This window comes from Leptolyngbya sp. FACHB-8 (genome assembly GCF_014695575.1).
In the GTDB taxonomy this organism is placed as follows: domain Bacteria; phylum Cyanobacteriota; class Cyanobacteriia; order Elainellales; family Elainellaceae; genus Vacuolonema.
In genome coordinates this window covers 159,493-180,305 of record NZ_JACJOO010000006.1, presented here as the reverse complement: position 1 = coordinate 180,305, position 20,813 = coordinate 159,493, and the positions used below count along the sequence as shown (strand labels likewise).

14 protein-coding genes are annotated in these 20,813 nt (G+C 48.5%); 9 read left to right on the top strand and 5 right to left on the bottom strand.

What is annotated here, in order from left to right:
• Positions 1–633: 633 nt before the first annotated feature.
• From H6F91_RS00835 to H6F91_RS00815, 5 genes are all read left to right on the top strand, one after another.
• Complete coding sequence (locus tag H6F91_RS00835) at positions 634–864, top strand: hypothetical protein (protein ID WP_190774355.1); 231 nt, start codon at positions 634–636, stop codon at positions 862–864.
• 258 nt (positions 865–1,122) lie between these two features.
• Positions 1,123–3,141, top strand: a complete 2,019-nt coding sequence (locus H6F91_RS00830) for a CHASE3 domain-containing protein (RefSeq protein ID WP_190774354.1) — start codon at positions 1,123–1,125, stop codon at positions 3,139–3,141.
• Positions 3,110–4,609, top strand: coding sequence for an ATP-binding protein (locus H6F91_RS00825; RefSeq protein ID WP_190774353.1), 1,500 nt, complete (start codon positions 3,110–3,112; stop codon positions 4,607–4,609). The genes H6F91_RS00830 and H6F91_RS00825 overlap by 32 nt, the downstream gene beginning before the upstream one ends.
• Entirely contained in the window at positions 4,606–5,055 is a 450-nt protein-coding gene (locus H6F91_RS00820; RefSeq protein ID WP_190774352.1) for a response regulator, read from the top strand. The genes H6F91_RS00825 and H6F91_RS00820 overlap by 4 nt, the downstream gene beginning before the upstream one ends.
• A 106-nt stretch (positions 5,056–5,161) precedes the next feature.
• A complete protein-coding gene (locus tag H6F91_RS00815; protein ID WP_190774351.1) occupies positions 5,162–7,600 on the top strand; it encodes a response regulator in 2,439 nt (812 codons plus the stop codon).
• Between the two features lie 199 nt (positions 7,601–7,799).
• On the opposite strand, the gene H6F91_RS00810 is transcribed toward H6F91_RS00815, so the two are convergent.
• Together H6F91_RS00810 and H6F91_RS00805 are read right to left on the bottom strand one after the other, a co-directional pair.
• Complete coding sequence (locus H6F91_RS00810; protein ID WP_190789181.1) at positions 7,800–12,740, bottom strand: DUF5724 domain-containing protein; 4,941 nt, start codon at positions 12,738–12,740, stop codon at positions 7,800–7,802.
• Position 12,741: 1 nt separating this feature from the next.
• Positions 12,742–13,164, bottom strand: a complete 423-nt coding sequence (locus tag H6F91_RS00805; RefSeq protein WP_190774349.1) for a hypothetical protein — start codon at positions 13,162–13,164, stop codon at positions 12,742–12,744.
• Between the two features lie 555 nt (positions 13,165–13,719).
• Between H6F91_RS00805 and H6F91_RS00800 the strand changes: the two genes are divergently transcribed.
• The gene (locus H6F91_RS00800; protein WP_190774348.1) at positions 13,720–14,124 is read left to right on the top strand and encodes a nuclear transport factor 2 family protein; all 405 of its coding nucleotides are present in this window, start codon (positions 13,720–13,722) and stop codon (positions 14,122–14,124) included.
• A 53-nt stretch (positions 14,125–14,177) separates the two neighbouring features.
• Positions 14,178–14,399: a hypothetical protein gene (locus tag H6F91_RS00795; RefSeq protein WP_190774347.1), complete on the top strand. Its 222-nt coding sequence runs from the start codon at positions 14,178–14,180 to the stop codon at positions 14,397–14,399.
• A gap of 60 nt (positions 14,400–14,459) precedes the next feature.
• On the opposite strand, the gene H6F91_RS00790 is transcribed toward H6F91_RS00795, so the two are convergent.
• Positions 14,460–15,920, bottom strand: coding sequence for a carotenoid oxygenase family protein (locus tag H6F91_RS00790; protein ID WP_199307563.1), 1,461 nt, complete (start codon positions 15,918–15,920; stop codon positions 14,460–14,462).
• A gap of 39 nt (positions 15,921–15,959) precedes the next feature.
• Positions 15,960–17,228 (bottom strand): HhoA/HhoB/HtrA family serine endopeptidase, encoded by a 1,269-nt coding sequence (locus H6F91_RS00785; RefSeq protein ID WP_190774345.1) that lies wholly within the window; start codon positions 17,226–17,228, stop codon positions 15,960–15,962.
• A 719-nt stretch (positions 17,229–17,947) separates the two neighbouring features.
• Here H6F91_RS00785 and H6F91_RS00780 point away from each other — a divergent pair.
• Positions 17,948–18,871 (top strand): ABC transporter ATP-binding protein, encoded by a 924-nt coding sequence (locus tag H6F91_RS00780; protein ID WP_190774344.1) that lies wholly within the window; start codon positions 17,948–17,950, stop codon positions 18,869–18,871.
• Positions 18,864–19,637, top strand: a complete 774-nt coding sequence (locus H6F91_RS00775; protein ID WP_190774343.1) for an ABC transporter permease — start codon at positions 18,864–18,866, stop codon at positions 19,635–19,637. The genes H6F91_RS00780 and H6F91_RS00775 overlap by 8 nt, the downstream gene beginning before the upstream one ends.
• Before the next feature lie 169 nt (positions 19,638–19,806).
• On the opposite strand, the gene H6F91_RS00770 is transcribed toward H6F91_RS00775, so the two are convergent.
• The gene (locus H6F91_RS00770) at positions 19,807–20,694 is read right to left on the bottom strand and encodes a hypothetical protein (protein ID WP_190774342.1); all 888 of its coding nucleotides are present in this window, start codon (positions 20,692–20,694) and stop codon (positions 19,807–19,809) included.
• Positions 20,695–20,813 lie beyond the last annotated feature (119 nt).

The following is a 20,813-nucleotide window of genomic DNA, read 5'->3' as shown; positions in this document are numbered from 1 at the left end:
TACTCCTGCGCAAGGCATTCGAGGGCGATCGCCAATTCTTCGCCCAATTTGCTTGCCAGGTATTCAGGATGGAGGTTGATGGCGATCGCAGCAGGCTGATTGCCCTTCACGAAATAAACAGAAGGTATTTTTCAACCCGCTGCCCATCGCCATTAATGCAGGAGTCTTTTCAAAGCATACTGAAAGCGATCGCCATGCCCCCACTATTTTCGTCCTGACTAAATGCCTTTTCGATTCACAAAAATTCAAGAAGCTGCTAATTTACACAATGCTTTTCTAAAAAGGGGTTTGTGGATTGACAGTTGCTATTTGTTAACAATTTCATTGCGGTTTTAAAGAAACATTGAGCATTATTTTCTCTTGTGTATATTCCTGGAGCAAACAGAATCTGGGCAAGCTTTATAGCTTGCGTTGAACGATACGTAGAACGAGAGATTTATTTTCAAATTAGGGCTGAATCTATGAGGATGGCTTTAATCTTTACATTTGCAATTTGGTGGTATTAAAAATTACTTCGCTAGAAATACTCTTTCTATAGAAAAGCGGCACTCTTGGTAGAAACAGAAAAGCTTGGCTGTCCGCTACAACTATACATATAAGAACACCGCTATAAACAAAGGTTGTGAGGTGACTATGATTGCAACGACTGCAGCATTGCCCCATCTCTATAAGGGCCAGAAGGTGAACTTTCTGGGTGGAAGTGGAACAATTAAAAGCTATCACCCTGAAGCTGGAAGCTGGTCTTACCTGGTAGAAATGGAAATGGGACCAGAACCAGAGATGGGTAGAATTGGCTATGAAACAGCAATTCTATTATCCCAAGCGGATCTAATTTTACAGGAAGATAACAGCTTATCCGCATAGCTAGTGAATGCATCATTTCAGCCCTTGCATCAAAATTCAGAACCCTTGTTTTGCCGACATACAACGACAAAACAAGGGTTTTGAGTTAGGTAACCCCAGGTTGGCATAAGCTGAAGTAGCTATTTTTACATGCTGCCCGTTACGTAGCCTCCGAGCCCAGGCTCGGTACAGTAGGATTTAGACGCCATGTCTATGGCTTCAGTGATATCTTTTTTAGCTAACGCTTTAGGCTGGCTGACAAGCTAGTAGCATGAGGTTATGCTACTTCAACGCTCTGAAAACGTGTTCCGTCGTAAGCTAACCCGCGCGATCGCCCTGCCAATTGTTCTACTACTACTTTTGGCTGGAGTTTCCATCTGGCAAATCACTCGGCTATTGTCTGCTTTACAGTGGGTTGATCATACTAATCAGGTTATCTCCCAGGCAAACTACATTCAGAAGTTACTGTTAGACAGAGAAACTGGATTTCGGGGATATCTACTAACGGGTCGGCAGGAATTTTTAGAACCTTACGAGCAGGCTAATGAGGTGCTCGATCCCAGCCTAGAGAAGCTGGGAAAATTGGTGTCGGATAACCCTGTGCAAACGCAACGGGTCGATCAATTGCTTCGCCAATCGCATCGATGGGAAGCACAGGTTACAACTGCCATTACTCGCAAGCGGCAGAACCAGACCGAATCTCTGATTGATTTTGAACGTCGCAAACAACAGATGGATCGGCTACGGCATCAAATTGCGGTCTTCATAGCCACTGAGGAACAACTGCGGGATCAGCGGAGCAATGTCGCACAACGAACTACCCGCTCTGTCATCTTGACCAGCTTGTTTTTAGCGTCTGGCATAGGAATCATCCTGGCGTATTTCGTCTACCGTCAGATTCTCAAGGTTTCTCGAACCTATGAGAATGCTTTGCATACTGCCCAGCTTAGAACCGAGGAGGCACAACGAGCAGCGATCGCGCTGGAATGGAACGGACAACGCCTGGTCGCTTTACATAATATTGATCGTGCAATTTTAGCCGCAGAAACGGATGAAACCCTCATTCGCAATGCTTTCAGTCAACTACGGCAAATTGTTCCTCACGAGTATGCCTTTGTAGTTGTGTTTGATTTGGCGCTTGGGACAGCAAAGGTGCTGACCGGGAGTGGCCAAACTGAAGAATTAAGCTTGCCTACTGACAGGTCTTTATCCCTAGACAGCTTTGTCTGTGACCAGGATGTATTGTACGAAGTCCGTTATGTCAAGAATCTTGGCACTGTAGAAGTACTGCCTCCTGTAATGAGGCAGTTGTGCTCCTATGGTTTCCGTAGTTGCCTGAGTGTTCCCTTGCTCACCCAGAATGTGTTGATTGGTGAATTGAATCTAGCATCAACGGATGCCGACGCTTTTGATGAGCCCGCTCAGGAAGTTGCTCAGGAGGTCGCGGCACAACTGGCGATCGCCCTACAACAATCGCGTATGCGAACCCAATTGCAAGAATACGCCAGTCAACTAGAACAACGGGTGGCAGAACGTACCCTTCAACTAGAAGAAACCAACCAAGAACTCGAAGCATTCACCTATTCAGTTTCCCATGACCTACGGGCACCCCTACGAACCATCCAAGGTTTTACTAGTGCCTTACTGGAGGATTGTGGTGACAAATTGGATGAGGATTGCCAGGGCTACGTGGCTTCGATCATTGAAGATGCCACTCAAATGAACGGGCTAATCAACGATTTGCTGGCCTATAGCCGATTAACAAGCACCCAGATTAACTTGCAGCCAGTCGCTCTAGATGACATTGTCAACGAAGCCCTTAGACAGCTTGCCGTAGAAATTCAGCAGAAACAGGCGCAAATTCACGTTGCATCTCCCCTGCCCCAGGTCATAGCCCATCGCTCAACTCTAATCCAGGCCATTACCAATTTAATCAGCAACGCAATAAAATTTGTAGAGTCCGACATTAAACCTCAGGTAGATATTTTTAATACCGTTGAGCGGCAAAATAATCAAGACTGGATACGTTTATGGATCGTCGACAACGGCATTGGTATTGCATCCGAACACCAAGAACGAGTATTCCGTGTTTTCGAACGCCTTCATGGGAATGAAAGCTACCCCGGTACGGGCATTGGCTTAGCTATTGCCCATAAAGGGCTAGACCGCATGGGTGGACGAGTTGGCATGGAGTCGCAATTGGGGCAGGGAAGCCGCTTCTGGATATCTCTACCAAGTGCCGTTCTCCCACGGAGCAAGCCAACCTATGACCCAAACTCTCCGAGTTCTGGTAATTGATGATAACAGGAGCGATCGCGCCCTCATTATTCGTCAACTGCAACGGGAGTTTTCGCAGTTAGAAACAGAAGAAATCATTGATGCCCAAGAACTTGAGCAGGCCATTGCCGAGAACAACTTCGACGCAGTCGTTACCGATTACCAACTGGGTTGGAGCAATGGGCTAGAGGTGCTCCGGGCGATTAAAGCCCGTTACCCTCGCTGTCCCGTCATTATGTTCACGAACACGGGAACGGAAGAAATTGCAGTTGAAGCATTGCAATCTGGGCTGGATGATTATGTATTGAAAGCGCCCAACCGCTATATTCGAGTTCCAGTTGCGCTCCGAATGGCCTTAGAGCGAGTCGTAACCCAACAGCGAGTGGCCCTGCTGGAGATTCGGCTACAAGGATTGCTCAATCAGGTCAAAATTGGAATCTTTCGGTCAATAGCGAGCGGCAGAATTATTGAATGTAATCCTGCGTTTCTAGAGCTACTGGCTGTAGAATCCCTGGCGCAAGCCAACACCATGAATCTCCTAGATGCTCGCGGCTGGTATGCTGAGCTATCCGAGTTGTCGCTTCCTCAGAAGCAGGAGCAGGAGATACAGTTGCAGCGGGGAGACGGCACCCAGTTCTGGGCTTTGCTGACCATTATGCTCAATACCGTTGAAGGAATTTCAGTGGTGGACGGCCTACTGGAAGACATCACGGAACGTAAGCAAGCTGAACTGACGCTTCAGCAAATGAATGCCAGCTTAGAAGCACGAGTGCAAGAACGAACGGCTCAATTAGAGGCGGTTAACCAGGATCTTGAAGAGTTCGTTTACTCGGTTTCCCACGACTTGCGTACTCCTTTGCGAACCATTCAAGGCTTTGCTCAAGTCCTATTAGATGAAGTCGGTAATTCCTTGGAGGGGGATAATCTAGAATGCTTGCAACGCATTGCTACAAATGCTGAGCAATTGGATACGTTAATTACTGACCTATTGACTTATAGTCGGCTAAGACAAACCGAGATTGATATAGAACCCGTCAATTTGTCTCGGGCCTTAAGAGATGCATTAGCTCAACTAGAATCCGAAATTCAGCAGAAACGGGCACGCATCCAGATTAGAGAACCGCTGGCGGCGGTACAGGCTAATCGTCTGATTCTCATTCAAGTCTTGACCAATTTGCTGTCTAATGCGCTTAAATTTGTAGCAAACGGTACACAACCCGCAGTGCAAATTTGGGCGGAGCAAAATGGGCGTGAATTACGGCTGTGGATCAAGGATAATGGCATTGGCATTACCCTAAAGAATCAGCAGCAAATTTTCCGTCCGTTCACTCGTTTACATAGCGAGGAGGAATACCCCGGCACAGGCATTGGGCTGGCGATCGCCCGCAAGGGTTTAGAACGCATGGGTGGACAAGTGGGCGTTGAATCTCAACCTGGGCAAGGCAGCCAATTCTGGATTGAGTTACCGAGGGCAGAGGATTCCCAGTGAACATAGACCACATCATTTTACTGGTTGAAGACAATCCGAAAGATGTCTTTCTTGTGCAGCGAGCTCTGCGTAAGGCTGAGGTGGTTACCCCTATGCACGTGGTCACGGATGGTGACGCGGCCGTGAAATATCTTTCTGGAGAGGAACCCTATGGCGATCGCACAACCTATCCATTACCTGTAGTTGTCCTCTTAGATTTGAAACTACCTCGACGCTCAGGGGCTGAGGTCTTGATGTGGATTCGCCAACAAGCTCAGCTAAAACGATTGCCTGTGGTTGTGTTAACCTCGTCAAAAGAGCACGTAGATATTAATCGTGTTTATGATTTAGGTGCAAATGCTTATATGGTCAAACCAAGCAACTTTGATCAGCTTGTTGATATTCTCAAAACCCTAAATCTTCATTGGATTGCTTACAACGAAAAACCTCAGCTTGGCGCGACGTGACCTTGTGTAGGTAGACGAGCCCTCTGTCTTTAGTCAGATACATCAACTCAGGCATCTATCTTAAGCTATACCTTACCCCTTTCCTTCTGTAAGGGGAGAATATCCTATGCTAAGGCTTCTTCTTATTGACGATAATCGAGACGACCGTACCCTTGCAATGCGCCAGCTCAAGCAGGCGTTTAAGGCCTTGCAGGTAACAGAAGTGGGTACAGCGGCTCAGTTTAAACAGGCTTTAGCAGAATCTCCGTTTGATGTTGTCATTACTGACTATCAACTGCGTTGGAGTGATGGGATTACAGTACTGAAAACGATTAAAGCACAAGATCCAAGTTGTCCTGTCATCATGTTTACCAATACGGCAACTCAGGATACTGCCCTGGAGGCCATGAAGTCTGGGCTAGATGATTATGTGATTAAATCTCCCAGTCACTATGTTCGCCTGCCTGCTGCGGTAGAAACAGCCTTAGAGCGGGTCGCAGCTCAACGCCAAACTGCAAGTTTACAAGCACGAATTCAAGCCTTACTGAATCAACTTGATGTTGGGGTTTACCGCCTGACTGAGGATGGATCGCTGTTGGAGGGCAACGCAGCTTTTGTCCGGTTGTTAGGGCTGGATATACTGGATGAGCTTCCTTCTGGCCAATCCCTGGAACCCTACTTTCAACCGCAAGACTATACTGAGCTTTTGTCGCAGTTGAAGCAAAATGGAAATGTACGCGATCGCGAAATTCAACTGCGCTGTGCAGATGGTAAAACGCGCTGGGTGAAAATTAGCACTACCCTGACCAGTGCCTATGGCAGCACCATCATTGATGGCCTCATTGAAGATATTAGCCAACGAAAACAGGCCGAAGCCTATGCAGAACTTGAAAAGCAACGGTCAGACTTTTTAGCGGAAGCCAGTCGTCTCTTAACAACATCTCTCGACTATCGCACAACCCTGGAAAACATTATCCATCTGGCAGTACCAAGCCTGGCGGACATTTGCATCGCTGATGTCATTGAACCCATGACATTGACATTTGGTGAACCCATTGTCGCAACAGCGAAGCCGGAACAGGTCGCTCTGATGCTTGAACTGAGGCGGTGCTTCCCATCTCCCACAAATGCAGGTTATGGTGCGGCTAAAGTATTACGTACAGGCCAAGCAGAGTTAAGGCGTGACATTCCTGCCTCAGTTCTTGAGTACCTTGCGCAGGATGCCAAACACCTTCAGTTATTGCAAAAACTGAGACTTAAAAGCTCTATTACAGTACCTATTCGGGTTGCAAATCGAACGTTTGGAACCATTACCCTGCTTCTGACTCAAACGGATCGCCACTATAACCAAGCGGATTTGCAAATGGCGGAAGAACTGGCACGACGAACGGCGATCGCCCTGGATAATGCCCGTCTCTACCAAGAAGCACAGCAAGCAAATCAGACGAAGGATGAGTTTTTAGCGATTGTTTCTCACGAATTACGCAATCCCCTAAATTCGATGCTCGGATGGGCCCAATTGCTACGAAAACGGCACTTTGATGATCCAATTGTGAGCCGAGCGATTGAAACCATCGAGCGTAATGCTCAACTTCAAAACAAGCTGATTGAAGATTTGCTCGATGTTTCGCGAATTATTCGAAACAAATTGGAGATTATTAAACAGCCTGTTGCATTAGTTCCAACCATTGATGCTGTCATCCAGACATTTCAGCCTGCGGCTAAGTCTAAATCAATTTATATTTCATCAAAACTCGATCCTTTAGCGGATCAAGTTTTGGGAGATGCCCATCGATTAGAACAAATCGTCAGCAACTTACTCTCAAATGCCATTAAATTTACTCCTAGCGGTGGCCAGGTTGACGTTCATTTAGAGCAAGTAGGTTCGTTTGCTCAACTGACTGTTGCAGATACCGGAGAAGGAATTAAAACCGATTTTTTGCCTTTTCTATTTGAGCGATTTCGCCAAGCAGATAGTTCTAAAACTCGGGCACAAAGCGGATTGGGTCTGGGTTTAGCAATTGTGCGACATTTAGTTGAATTGCATGGTGGCAGTGTCCATGCAAGCACTGGAGGAGAAGGGCAAGGAGCAACATTCGTTGTTCAACTTCCTCTTCACAAAGCATCACCTATCGTTTCTATTGAAGGCCGGGAGGCAGGAGAAGGTTTTCCGTTGCTGGCCGGACTCCGAGTTCTAGCGGTTGACGACGATTCAGACAACCGAGAGTTAATTGCCTTCATTCTGGAAGAACAGCAAGCTGAGGTAGTCATAGCGGCATCAGCAGCAGAAGCACTGGATATTATGCAGCGATGGGATGCTGATATATTAATCAGCGATATTGGCATGCCTGAGGAAGATGGATACTCCCTAATTCGTAAAATTAGAGCATTGCCATGCGCTCGGAAGCGCGAGATTCCTGCGATCGCCCTCACGGCATTTGCAAAGGAAGAAGACAATGCCGCATCAGCCGCTGCAGGATTTCAACGGCATCTTTCAAAACCTGTTAATCCCGATGATTTGCTTGCGGTTGTTACGAATCTTGCCACACCAAGTATCGGCATTTAACCTGACATAATATCACTTGGGAGAAAAGCTGATTTGAGCCCCTGAGGGATTTTTGTGGGACGGTTGCGGTCGACATCAAAGTAACACCACTCCGTTCTAGCTCGGCATAGGAGTTGATTGTCAGCAAGGCGAGTGAACTCGGTACGGCGAGAGAAAGTTGTTAATTTGCCGCCAAACTGATTATTCTCGGTGATGTTCACTACAAAATCTGCTGCAAAATAGTTGGGTCCTGAATCTCTTTATCTCGCGCTAGCAGTAGAATTTTCGATACAACTTCAGCCGTTTTAGGATCAGGATCAACAAATGGCAAAAACAGCCTACCACGATGTTGGGAATGGGCCGGCATAATGCAGAGTGCGCCACCGGGTTGCCGATGCACCATGGCACTGCCCAAATGTACGGAATAACTACCCAATTGCCCTTCAATCAGGGCGTGAGAGCTTTGTAGCTGGACATTATTCAACTTCAACAGTCGACAAGTTTCGCGCACCAACGCTGAGCGCATCTCAACCGTTGAAGCGGTGGCTTCTGGATCGACCCCGCCCTGGTGTGCCACACTCACGACCAGATCCAGATCACGCATGACTTCGCTAAATAGACGGGGAGATACCTCGCAGAGCGGCATGGGCTGCCACTTATCGCGTGACCGGAAACGAACTCCAGCGATTGTCAGCCCTTCCACTTCCAGCGGCGTGTAGAACCCATCCGCAAAATCAACCTCAGCAACCAATCCTTCAGTATGGAACGTGCGACGCACCCCTTCTTCGGGAGCCGCGACCCAACCGCGTTGTCCCCATAAAGCCAACGCCTGTTTTGGACTAACCTGATGCCCTTCGTAACGCCGGGAAATCGTTTTTGACTGTTCGGCCCCGGTAAGCACGTACAATTCGCGGAAGATTTGCTTGAAGGGTTGCACGCGATCGCTCACAAAACAATCCTGCTGCCACAGGTGCCATTCCTGCGTCGCCAACAAATCGTGGGGATGAGCAATTCGCAGTTCAGTCGAGGTAATGGGTGTAACGACCTGACTGTGATTTCGTAAAGCTGTGCCCTGTTCCACCAAATAACCGCTTTCAGTATTACCTATCAACACTAACTGACTCAGCATCGGAAATAGGACAGGATGTTTTGCCAGTTGAACAAGTTCGGCGGCGGTGAAGCGATCGCCACGGCACATGGCCTGCTCTAACGAAATCCGAATGCGAGAGGCTTGCTGAGTAATTTCCTGTTTGCGGTTCGTGAGGGCTTGAATTTCAGGTTGTTTTTTCAGCTTGGCAGGAATGGCTTTTAGAGGCTTTCCTTGCTTTGTGATCGTGACTTCTGGCTCGCCCTTAGCCGTAATCGACAGGCTGACACTCACCTGATCGACCGTGACGGTTTGCGCCTGTTCGCTTAAGTCAGCGATCGCCTCTGCTTCCATGGCCCATTGAAGCCGCTGTGGATCAACAAACCCTGCTGTACGAGCCAGGTTTTCCATGCCGATCGAAACAGCTAATTTTTCACTCGCCTGCCGCTGAGAACCAAACTTTTTGCTAGTGCGAAGAAAATCTTGCAGCGTTTGGTAGCGGTTCAGAATTTCACGATCGCGATTTTCTTCGGGCAGGGGCAGTAGTCCCAAGGCTCGCACCGAATCTTGATGACGTTTTTTAGTCATGCGATCGCGCAGGTTTTGTGACTCCAGATTGCCCAACATGGCATCAGCAAATAGTTTGGCGCGTTGGTGTCCAGCTCCACTGGAAGCATATTGTGCGGCCTCGTAGAGTTGATTCCAGCGATCCGCCCCGAGTAGCTTGTAGAGACGATGGAACCATTCCACATCGACAGCCCCATCAACCAGGATCTGAGCGGATAGTGGAGTTCGCTCGCTGATTTGCGCTACCCAGGTTTCGCGTACATCGGGCTCAACAGTCCAGCCGTTATCCTTCGTATGGGCATGGAACCACCAAATCGCCTCGGTAAAACCGGACCAACCCAGGGTGTGCTCGATATAGTTGACCCACTGCGGCGCGTAAAAGGCAAACTGAACGAGTTTTTCTGGCTTGATTTGAGCCGATTGGACACGCTGAGAAAATTCGGCAGGCGTGTCTTCGGCAGCAGGAAAACTGATACGCATCAGATGGCTAAAAATAGCCGCTTTGCTGAGGCTGTTGTAGGTGTAGTGACGCACCAGCTTGTTGCAATCGAAAGCCTGGATGAGTTGAATCACCGTCGTCATACCAACGATCGACCTGAGTGCTCGTGCTGCATGGCTGGCAGCAGTAGGTAGGTCACCCCGTTGTAGCTCAATCATCAAAATGCGTTGGCGGGCACGATCAACCAGTTCCAGTAAGAAGGGATGAGCCGTGTAATATTCGCCTAAATTACGGCGCGTAAGTTGCGATAGATCTGGAAATGATGTTCTGAGATTCGCTTTGGCCTCTGCCGGATTCCCCACAGGCTGAGCAGTTCCAGCCATGCGTTCCTCAGCACCTAACAAGTGAAACACCAGATCCGCCTCCCTTGCACCACCCACTTGGTAGGCCTCGTAGATATCCCAAATGGTGGTCATCGCCTGGTAGCTAGGCAAATGGCGATCGATCCAGCGCACAAGATGCCACCATCGAGTGCACTGCTCAGCATTTGCGGTGGAGCTATAGGTTCGAGCAAAGCGCAACCAATAGCCGATGAAGCTGGCTATCTGCCCTCGCACTCCCCAATACTGGTTGAGCCCCCACTGCGGGTCATCCTTCAGCTCATGAATCGGAATCGTGTTCAGCAGTAGGGTGATGGCATCTAAGCAATACACAAAGGTTTGCTCAGAGGGGTGCAGATACAGCAACCAGCGAATAATACTATTGATTTGGTCTGGATAACGCAGAGAGGAATTGGTCTGTCCAACCTGGGATTGTAGCTCGGATAGAACACGTTCCGGAAGGCTGGCTTGATCGGTTGCGGTCTTCTCTCGGCCATAGGGATCTGGCCTGTAATTAAAGCGAGGGGCGATCGCCCGCACCAATTCCAAACCATCCACATCGCGAGTCGCTTCGTCGCGATCGCGCCACCAGTTCAACCACACATCACTCAGTGGCAAGCGTTCCAGGTTCTGCTCCTGAGATAGTTTTGGATCAATTTGCGGGAACTTCCAGGTGAGATTGCCCAACAACTCTTCCTCTTCCCCGTTCCAGCTAATTTTGACAGGTGTTTGACGATGCTCATGAATGAGTTCATCAAGCGCTGACAAACAACTCGTGGCAGAGTCTGTGACAATTTGCGTTGCCGCGATGGTTGGAAGTGGGGCGATCGGAGTCAAATCTTGAACTTGAACCAGGCCCAATGCATCTGTTAGCGTGGCTTCGGCCTTGGACTCTAAAATGGCCGTCAGCAATTGCGTTTCGGTTACAGTCAGCTTGGGGCGGGCCTGATAAGCGGTTGCCAATTGCTGGGCTTGTCCAAGCAGCCGTTGCTGCTGCACCAGTTCTCGCAGAAGTTCCAAGCCTGCCTGACGTTGGGGGGCTTTTTTAGCCGCAAGCAAGCGTTCTGCCGAGGCAATCGCCGCTTCATCCGGCTGACTCAACAGTAAACCCAAAATACCGCGCCGTAAATCGCTGGCCGTGCGGGTCAATAATTGCTCTAACTCAATGCTTTCTGCTGGAGTAATTTCGCATGGCTGTAGCAGCCGGAGCACTTGTTCCCGCACCCAACTGCTGGCATCGGCTAGCAATTGGAATAACGCCGTGCGAATCTCAGCGTCCCATGGTTTGATGTCGCTCAGCAACTTCGCAACATTACTGCGTCCATAAGGATCAAGCAGCGGTAGATACGGAATTAGGCGTTTGGGCGATCGCTCACCCAGGTTATGCTGCAACACGGATGCAACAAGAGCTTGGCTCGGTTCAAGCTTAATCCATTGCCACACCATCGATCGAGTTTGAGGCTTGGCGGGAAAGTGGGGTAAAACCTGTTCCAATCGCTCAAACAGATCAGAATCTTGCTGAATCGTGGTGTCACCTGTACGAGCGAGAGCCTGTACCGCAGCCGTTGCAACTGACAAGTCGCGATCGCTCACCGCCGACAACAGCATGAATCGGGCTGGCGTAATCTCTAACTGGCCGAGAAAGTGGACCGCGACAAACCGATGTGTCGCCTCTGAATGGTCAAGCAAGAGCACAGCGAGATCAATGGCGGCTACCGCATCGATAAATCCGGCGGCCCACAGTGCCAAATAAACAAGCTGCGGGTCTTCGCTGGCCATTGCCGTCGATTGAGCATCAGGATTCTCCAGCAGTTCCAAGACCTGACCAATGAACTGTTGAGCAGTTTTTTCATCCAGTGATTCCAGCCCAAACCCAAACCAGACATCAATCGCTCGAATGGTGGCACTAAAGCGCGTCAATTTTTGCTCTAGAATGAGTCGGAGCATTCGCTTAAAAGCGATCGGATGGGCTTCGTCAATTGTCTCTAAAATGCTTTGGCGCAACCCTTCCTGCCGTTGCGCAGCCAGCAATAACCGCTCAATAAATTCCCAACCCTCCAGTCGGTCGGCCATTAAGAGCGCACGGGTGACATGCCGTCCCATCGCACCAATCTCATGATTATTGCTGGCTGAAGCCGTCAAAACCGTGAACAGGGCGTGTCCTAACTCATCATTTTGTGCGATCGCCGCCGCAAACAATATGCCCAGCACATCGGTGGCATAGTAATAGGGCAGGTAAGGTGCCCACGCAGCAAACCACTCCAAATCCTGATCGTAGCCCTCTACAGCGTAAACAAACTGTTGAAACCACTGGTATCGCTTGGCTGCACTCAATTCAGGATGGGCTGGAGTCCGAAACGATCGCCGACTATGGCCTGATTGATAGGGTAGTTGCCCCAACAGTTGCCATGCTGCTTCCACCGTCGCGGCAAATTTGGGGAAGAGAATGCAAAAAATTTGTAGCCGATCAGAAGGGGCCAGTTGATCTAACTGTCGATAAAATTGCTCTTGAAGTTGATAAAGCTCAGCAGCATTAAGATTCTGTCCGTCTGCACCGTATCCTAAGATGCCACGGCCGACTATTCGTAAACCTTCGGGAAGGTCGGCCAATCGTTGAACGCGTTGCGACTTCCAATCTGCCAAGTAAAGCTTTTTCAACTGAGCCTGAGCAACTTCGCGATTTAGCATATTACCCGCCCACCAAAGGAACCAGCCGTAAAAACAACAGTTGCGAATTGGGTTGCAACGTCACAACATCATCTAGATTTCCCTGCTGTTGCTCATCCAGAAACACAAAATATAAGCCATCCGTAAATGCTTGTAGCGCGGTGGCGATCGCTTCATCAACGTCAACTTCTTGTGCCAGGTCGCTCCCCCCCAAATCCACCTTGCCCTGCTCAACCCCTAAACTAATTTGGGCAGGGCTGAGAACCTGTATTAAGCGACGTTGTTGTTGGCGATCTTGAAAGCCAGCAACTTCACTGCGCACAATTTGAGTGAGCAGATCTCGTAAGGTAATTGCATTCTCAATCTCCAGCCGTAATTGCCAGTTCGTGAAGATGGGTTGAGTTTTACCCATCACTTTTCCTGAAACGGTAAGCGTGGAAGCCATATCACTGCACATCAATTTATACAAATGTACTATAAGTTGACTGATTAACATCCTCCAAGGTAAAAGTTTTGCAAAGCCTTTAAATTCAACCAACAGTTTTGGCGGAACATGGTTGCATAAGCATCAGATTATGTTTCAATCAACTACACGCCTAGACCCTCGCCATTTTTCTCAAGTTCTCGATTTTACACGCACGTCGCGTACACAAAGGACTTGAGAAAAATGGCGAGCATGTAGAACAGCACCGAAGTAGCATCTGACCTCCTCCAGAAGGCAGGAACTCTAAAAAGGAATATGCCTCAAGAGTTGGATGAAAAGATGGACTGAGGTTTTTAGGCTGGTGGCGTGGGTTATAGGTAGCAGGAGCGATCGCAATCATCCTCACTCCTGAGTCTCTATCGATTTCTCTTTAGAGCCATCGCTTTATGTGAGCTATGCGTGTAACTTCTAGTTGCTACCGCACCTTGATCATGCAATTCTGCATAATCCCCAAAAAATTATCTCTCCAGAAAGCCTAAACAAGAAGTAAATCTGCACTCAAACTGAAAACCAGACATGACCTATACCGCAAGTACCCGTGACATTACCTCACGATTCATACACACGCTGCAAAAAACTGAGGAAACAGGTGATATTGAATCGCTCGTTGCCTTGTTCTCCAGCAATGCAGAGTTAATGAATCTGGCCACGCTAGAGCCTTTGAAGGGGAAGGAGGGCGCTTATCGCTTTTGGCAGAAATATCTGTTCGTGTTTAACCATATCCATTCTGAATTTACCAATATTGTCGAAAGCGAGAACACGTCTGTATTGGAATGGGTTTCAAAGGGCACATTATCAACCTCCGAAGAGATTACGTATCGCGGCATAAGTGTACTGGAGTTTGACGGTGAAAACGTGAAGCGCTTTCGCACTTATTATGACTCAGCAGCCTTTTTACCACAGGGCGCAAAGCACGGATAGAGGCAGTTCGCAATTTTTTAATAGAGCCGTATCAATAGGAGGAGTTAACGTTTATGCCAGATGAGAACCGCTCTCAGGATGAGAATCAGGCTTACCCAGAAGGTAAGTTTGATGGGGATCCAAATATTGGAGAGGCAGGCTTGGATAAAGTACTGCTGCGCGTTGAAGGACAGAACGAGAACATTACAGCGCCTCCTCCAGACGTTGAAGAAGGCATTGCCGAAACGGCTCGTGCCATTGGGGACACAATTATGGGCATTGAAGATGCATCATAAATGCCAAAGGTGCTAAAGGGTGATTATTTCTGTCACGAAGCGACAGAAATAATCACCCTCCTACATTTTGATGGCTGGGCTAAAGCAACCATGTAACCCGTAGAGAATGTGGTGTTTGAGGTGAAGGCGGGCGATCGGTCCCTGCTCAATATGCTGCCCATCAAGGATGACGACATCTGTTCGGTGGTGAGCCGCATCATAAACGAGATCGAGCACCCAACCCTCATCTTCCTGCAAACTGTTCGGCTTTGGCACAAACACGGGTTCCCCGGTAAATCCTTTCGGTGCAGCACTCCATACCTCTTGTTCTCCAGTCTCCACATTCACTTTAAGTAAGGCTTGCTGCGGCGCATTGCCCTCCGCCTCATGAGCTGCCGCTAAAAACACCCAACGGTGGCGCTGCCCAATCAGGGCCGGATGAATAAAGGGAAACTCGCAAGACCGGCTAACGAGCAGATCACGTTTTGCCGTTTTTGACTTCAAGTTCAGATCAAAGCGCCAGAGCTGCCCTGGCTGCATATTGTCGAAGTCTGTTTCCTGATAGTTGAGGTTATGATCCACCTTTGGAAAGTCTTCGTAGCATACAGAATCGACAATAATGCGATCGCCCTGCTCAAACGCATTAGCATGGTGGAAAACAAAACAGGGATCTGCTTCTAATGTGTGTACTGGCTTCGATTCATGACGGGGAATAACCCAGATTTTAGTGGGGCGATCGCCATGAAATGTAATGCACTCTGCAGCTCCCCGTAGACCAAAAACATAAGGAATGGGATTAAACGTAACTGGATTTTGGAAGAATAGGCAGTAGTTGGGTGTAATAGCAAAGTCATGGATAAAAGCAAAGCCTGGAATCCGATGGTCATGCTTTTCGACTACGTTTCCATCCAAATTCAGCTCATATACAGTAATTGTGGTGAGTGGGCCTGGTTTCACCGAAAAGGTTACTAAACGGGGCTCTCGATGCTCATCTCCTGGGTCAATCATGGGATGGGCGGCAAAGGGAGAACCTTTATGTAGCGCACCATTCAGAGTTTCAATCCCTAGGGTTTCGAGGGTATGGGGATCAATGTGATAGGGGTGGGACGCTTCCCAAAGCGCCATTAGCTTCCTACCCCAATAAATCACATTGGTATTTGCAACATTCTTCTTGTGTAAATCAAAGGTATTGGCTAACCAGCCTCCTGGCTTTCGCGTACCAAATACCCCTCGATACAGCATTCGACCTGCTTTTTGCTCTGCACAATATTCTTCAGTGCGTACAAAGCGATTGCGAAAGTGGGCGCGTCCTTGAGAGAAGGCGATCGCACAAATCATGCCATCTCCATCAAAGGGATGGGTGATTCGTCGCCCATTAACATCGAGCAATCCCGGCCCATTCCGGAACAAAGTACCATTCAGCTCGGCTGGAATTTCACCCTCAACATCCTCGATCCAATAATCAAACTCCTCCTTGAGAGAGCAATTACCCCCTTGCCAATCCTTTAAGGAATAGGGCTTTGATTGAGAAACTGTCTGCATGACCAACTCTCCATCTCCCATTGGGGGGTATTGCTTTCATTATCGAGTTACCACTGGGGGAAGCTGTTCCGGTTCAATGGTTAGAGCCACGGTTTGTTCATTGCGCTGCAGTTTTACAGGTAATTTACCGCCAACTCCTGCCCGATCAATTAACTGCTGCACCTTACTAGCTTTAGTGACAGGTTGATCGTCAATCGTTTGAATGACATCACCAGCACGCACACCTGCTTTCGCAGCGGGTGAATTTCGCTGAACCTGAACCACCAAAACTCCCTGTTCTACCTTGACCTGCATTCCACTATCAGGAGATGTATTGATAAACTCCTTCACTTGTGGATTCAGTGCAGTCATTTGCACTCCAATGTAAGGGTGTTGAACCTGTCCCGTTGTGATCAGTTGTTGGGCAACCAGTTGAGCGGTATTGATAGGAATTGCAAAGCCGAGTCCTTGGGTTCCCTGGAGAATGGCCGTGTTAATGCCAATCACATCTCCTGCTGCATTTAGAAGTGGCCCTCCAGAGTTACCTGGATTAATCGCCGCATCTGTTTGGATAAAACCAACTCGCTTATCTGGAATACCGATAGCTGCGCTAGACCGCTCAGTACCGCTAATCACACCCACCGTTACGGTTTCCTGCAACCCAAGGGGATTACCAATCGCGATTGCCCATTGCCCCTGCTGTACCGCATCAGAGTCTCCAATGGTAACAGTAGGCAAGTCTTCAGCTTGTACTTGAATTACCGCTACATCGGTTACGGGGTCCTTCCCCAGTACCTGCCCCTCCAGAATGCGACCATCCTGAAACGATACTGTTACAGTATCGGCTTCGTTCACGACATGGGCATTGGTCAGAATCAGCCCACTCGAATCAATCACAAATCCAGAACCAATGCCTCGCAGCACGGGGGCATTCGACGGGGCAGATTGTCCTCCACCTCCAAAGGGCCTAAAGAAATCGGGTACTGATCGGTTTCCTGCTAAGGAACGAGACACGTTTACCTGAACGACAGCTGCTTCTGCTTTATTCACAGCTGTGATAACAAAGTTATCTCCCACATTTTGAGCCAGCAAGATACCTTCTGTCTGCCTTCCCTCAAATACTGACAACCCCTTCTGTTGGAGTGATAAAGCTTGAGCCGCACTGCCGTTCAGAAGGCCAATACCAAGGCTTATGAAAACAATGAGCAAGCAAATTGCTAGTCTTTGTGCCCAACGCTGAAAAGTTGCTCGCTGCTCAGTTTTGTGAGACGAGTAGGATGAGTAAAGGTCAAGATTGACGAAATTGCGATCGCTGAACATGTTGCTCATTTCGCTTGAGTGGCTAGTTAGGAGTGGATATTGCAAGTAAATAAATCTATCGAATGGAGTAAAGACTGTATTAGATACCCGCAGTGCCCCAATAATGCAAAGCTACTGCAAGGACTTAAAGAAACAGAACATTTACACGTTACAGAGCTAAACCTGGCTTTTCCTCAACCAAAATAGTGAACTAGGGCTTCACAACGAAAACCAACTTATGTTTTGGGAGATTTCCAGAAAAGAACTTCCCCATTTTTTGGAAAGAGGACGCGGTGAAACCACGTCCTCTTTCCAAAAAATGGGGATATTGTTTTTCCAGAAACCTCCTTGGAGTAAGGGTACGTTGCATCCGTACCCCAAAACATAGGTTGGTTTCTGCCTAGGCTTATGGGAGGAGTGCTAAGCATCCCTTCCGCAACAACTATTCGAATCACGATGAGCAGAGCAATGCTCAAGTTCAAAAATATGCTCTAAGGAGGAAATTAAATATAATCAAAAAAGAACGGTCTATTTTCACCAAATTTATCGCGATAATCTTCGAATTGCTGGTTTAAGACAATGGGTTTGCAAAAGATTACTTCTCATAGAAAATTGCAATAAAACCTTCAAGAGTAACCACAAAACTTACGTGCGTAAGCAGGAAAACAATGACCCTGATCCGGCAAAAGCCCATGGCAACTACGGATTTAAAATAGCTTTAGAATTGGGATATAACCCCTAAATTTGTCATGATCATTCTTGAAGCTCGCAATCTGAAGAAGTCCTACAGTGAAAAAGGACGAACAATCGCTGCTGTCCGAGATGTATCCTTAAGCATCTCAGCGGGAGAAGTGCTGGCGTTTCTGGGCCCCAATGGGGCAGGAAAGACCACCAGCATCAAAATGATTGCTGGCCTGATTCAACCTGATGATGGTTGGGTGAGAATTAGCGATCGCGACCCACATCGTAATCCTCAGGCACTGCGATCGCTGGGTGCCGTTCTAGAAGGAAACCGCAATGTGTACTGGCGGCTGACAGCAGAGGAAAATCTGGAATACTTCGGAGTGTTACGTGGACTAGACCAGCGGACAGCCCGTCGCCGGGGACGAGAACTCCTGGAGCGGTTTAGCCTCATGGATAAGCGGCAAACCGTCGTGCAATCCCTCTCGCGGGGTATGCAGCAGAAGTTAGCAATTTCGGTTGCCTTAATGCATCAGCCTCAACTGCTCCTGCTCGATGAACCGACGCTGGGCCTGGATGTAGAAGCAACCGAAGATGTCAAACAGCTAGTGCGAGAAATTGCCACCGAAGGGTGTGCCATTCTGCTAACCACACACCAACTGGCGATCGCAGAAGAACTCTCGGATCGGGTTGCCATCATCAATCGAGGAGAAATTGTGGCGGAAGAGGCAACCGAAGATTTGATTCAACGGTTTTCGGGAAGTACCTATGTGATTGAGCCGGAACGGGCAATTGAGCCAGAGCGTATTCGCAAATTAGAAGCATTGGGGGTGACAATCACTGAAGATGGCGTAGTACATGCGACAGAACCAACTCAGCTCTATGCCGTACTGGAAATCCTGAACCCTCTGCCACTGCTGCGCGTGCAAAAGGATCAAGCCAATCTGACGGACGTATTTCTAAAACTGGTGCGAGAGAACCGCAATGTTTAAACTCTTTCTGGCAGAACTGAAGCGTAATTGGATCACGCTCAGGCGATACTCAGCAGAAGCGATTAGTGGCGTAATTGGTATTACGATCGTCTTCTACGGGCTATTTCTCAGCTTCCAGTACGTGGGAGGCCCAAGTGCGCAATTTGGCGATCGCTTAGATTCTGTTATTGTCGGCTACGTCCTGTGGTCGCTAGTGCTATTTATCATTAGCGATATTGCTCAAGGGCTACAGCGAGAGGCCCAGACCGGGACTTTAGAACAAATTTTTCTCTCTCCCTTTGGTGCCACACGAGTATTCCTGATCCGAGCCTTTGCCAGTCTGACCACTCAACTCACACTTAATGTCAGTATTCTCCTGTTAATCATGCTGCTAACAGGCAGCCGTTTATCGTTCCCTCCAGTCCTACTGCTGCCGCTTGTGAGTGTACTTCTGGGTGCTTATGGATTAGCGCTAGGAATGGGCTCACTGGCACTACTGCTCAAGCAAGTTCAGCAATTGTTGGGAATTTTTCAGTTCATGTTGTTTTTCCTGCTGTTAGTACCAAGTGAAAGTTGGCCCGGCGGCTACAAGTTGGTAGCATTGCTCCTACCAATGACACCCGGAGCGGGGCTCCTACGCGAATTAATGGCACGTGGGCAAGCATTAAACTTCGCTCAGTTCCTTGTGGCGCTCCTCAATGGCGTGGTCTACTTTGGGCTGGGGCTGATTGCCTTCCACTGGGCTGAACGGGAAGCCAAGCGAAGAGGCAAGCTAGCTGGATATTAATATGCATTCCAGCCGTTGCTAGATTGGCATAATTTTCGCATGTGGAAACTACATTCCCCAGTAACTCAACCCAATTAACATAAGATACAAAAGGCTGTGCCGCCCGTTTCGCGGGCGGCACAGCCTTTTGTATCTTATTGTTTTTCTGGAGATCTACGCCTTCTCCTGATTAGCGGCAGTAATCGTCAACGCTTCGTGTGGCCTTAACAGAAATAGGTGACCATTGTCGAATGACAAATTCACTTAATCCGACGTTCTCAGGGTGGTTTGGCTCGACAGTTGCCCAGTCCGATGAGCTTCCCCAATCGTAGGTATATCCCAATTGTGTCCAGGGGTAAGGTAGGGTACCAGATGCCTCTACACTAGTTCGGGTAATAGGTTGCCCATTGGATTGATAGCGCTGATCGTACTGGGCATAAAACCATTGTTGATAGGCAGACGATACGGACAGGAACTCATTGGCAGATCGAAAACCTAATTCAGCTTCATGGTCGGTAATTTCAGGGTCGGGACTGGGGCGAAAGAGAAACTGAGGATCAACCCAAATTTCGACCACTTGACGGCTGGCAAGGCGATCGCTCGTTTCCGGAGGTAAACCAAGAAGCTGATTGAGGCGTGCAGCCAGAGGTATCTCGGCTGTCGGGGTGTAGTTTTCGCAAAAATTCTGGAGATCGGGAACGACTGTAACCCATAGATCTCGGGTGAGAATGAGCCGGTTTCCTATATTCTGTGTATACCCATTCCAGGTGGTCCAGGTCGTGACTAAAACACGGTCCTGGTCATCTCGGACCAGGGTGTTGTTGTAGGGAGTGATGGCCGTCAGGTTGCGGAAGACTTCATTGGGCTCTGGAGTTCTGGCATCTTCAATAGCATCCCAATAGGCTTGTGGAAGGGTAGTTCCCAGAGGGACGACAGAGTTAATTGCTTCACCAGGTCGCCTCTCTTGAGCCCGAACCGGAGTGAGCAATACCCATCCAACTTCAGCCATACTGAGCAAGATGACAGCGGTAGAAAAACGCATCATTTGCTGAGAAAGGAAGCCTTCTTTTTTCACCATAAATTAACTCCTCTGGCCCTGTATGAGAGATCGGGCTGCCCTGCAGGTCTGTTCTGGCAGAACTAGGCTTGCAGTGATCAATCACCCTTGTTGAAGCCGATAATTTGCTGATCGCGGCT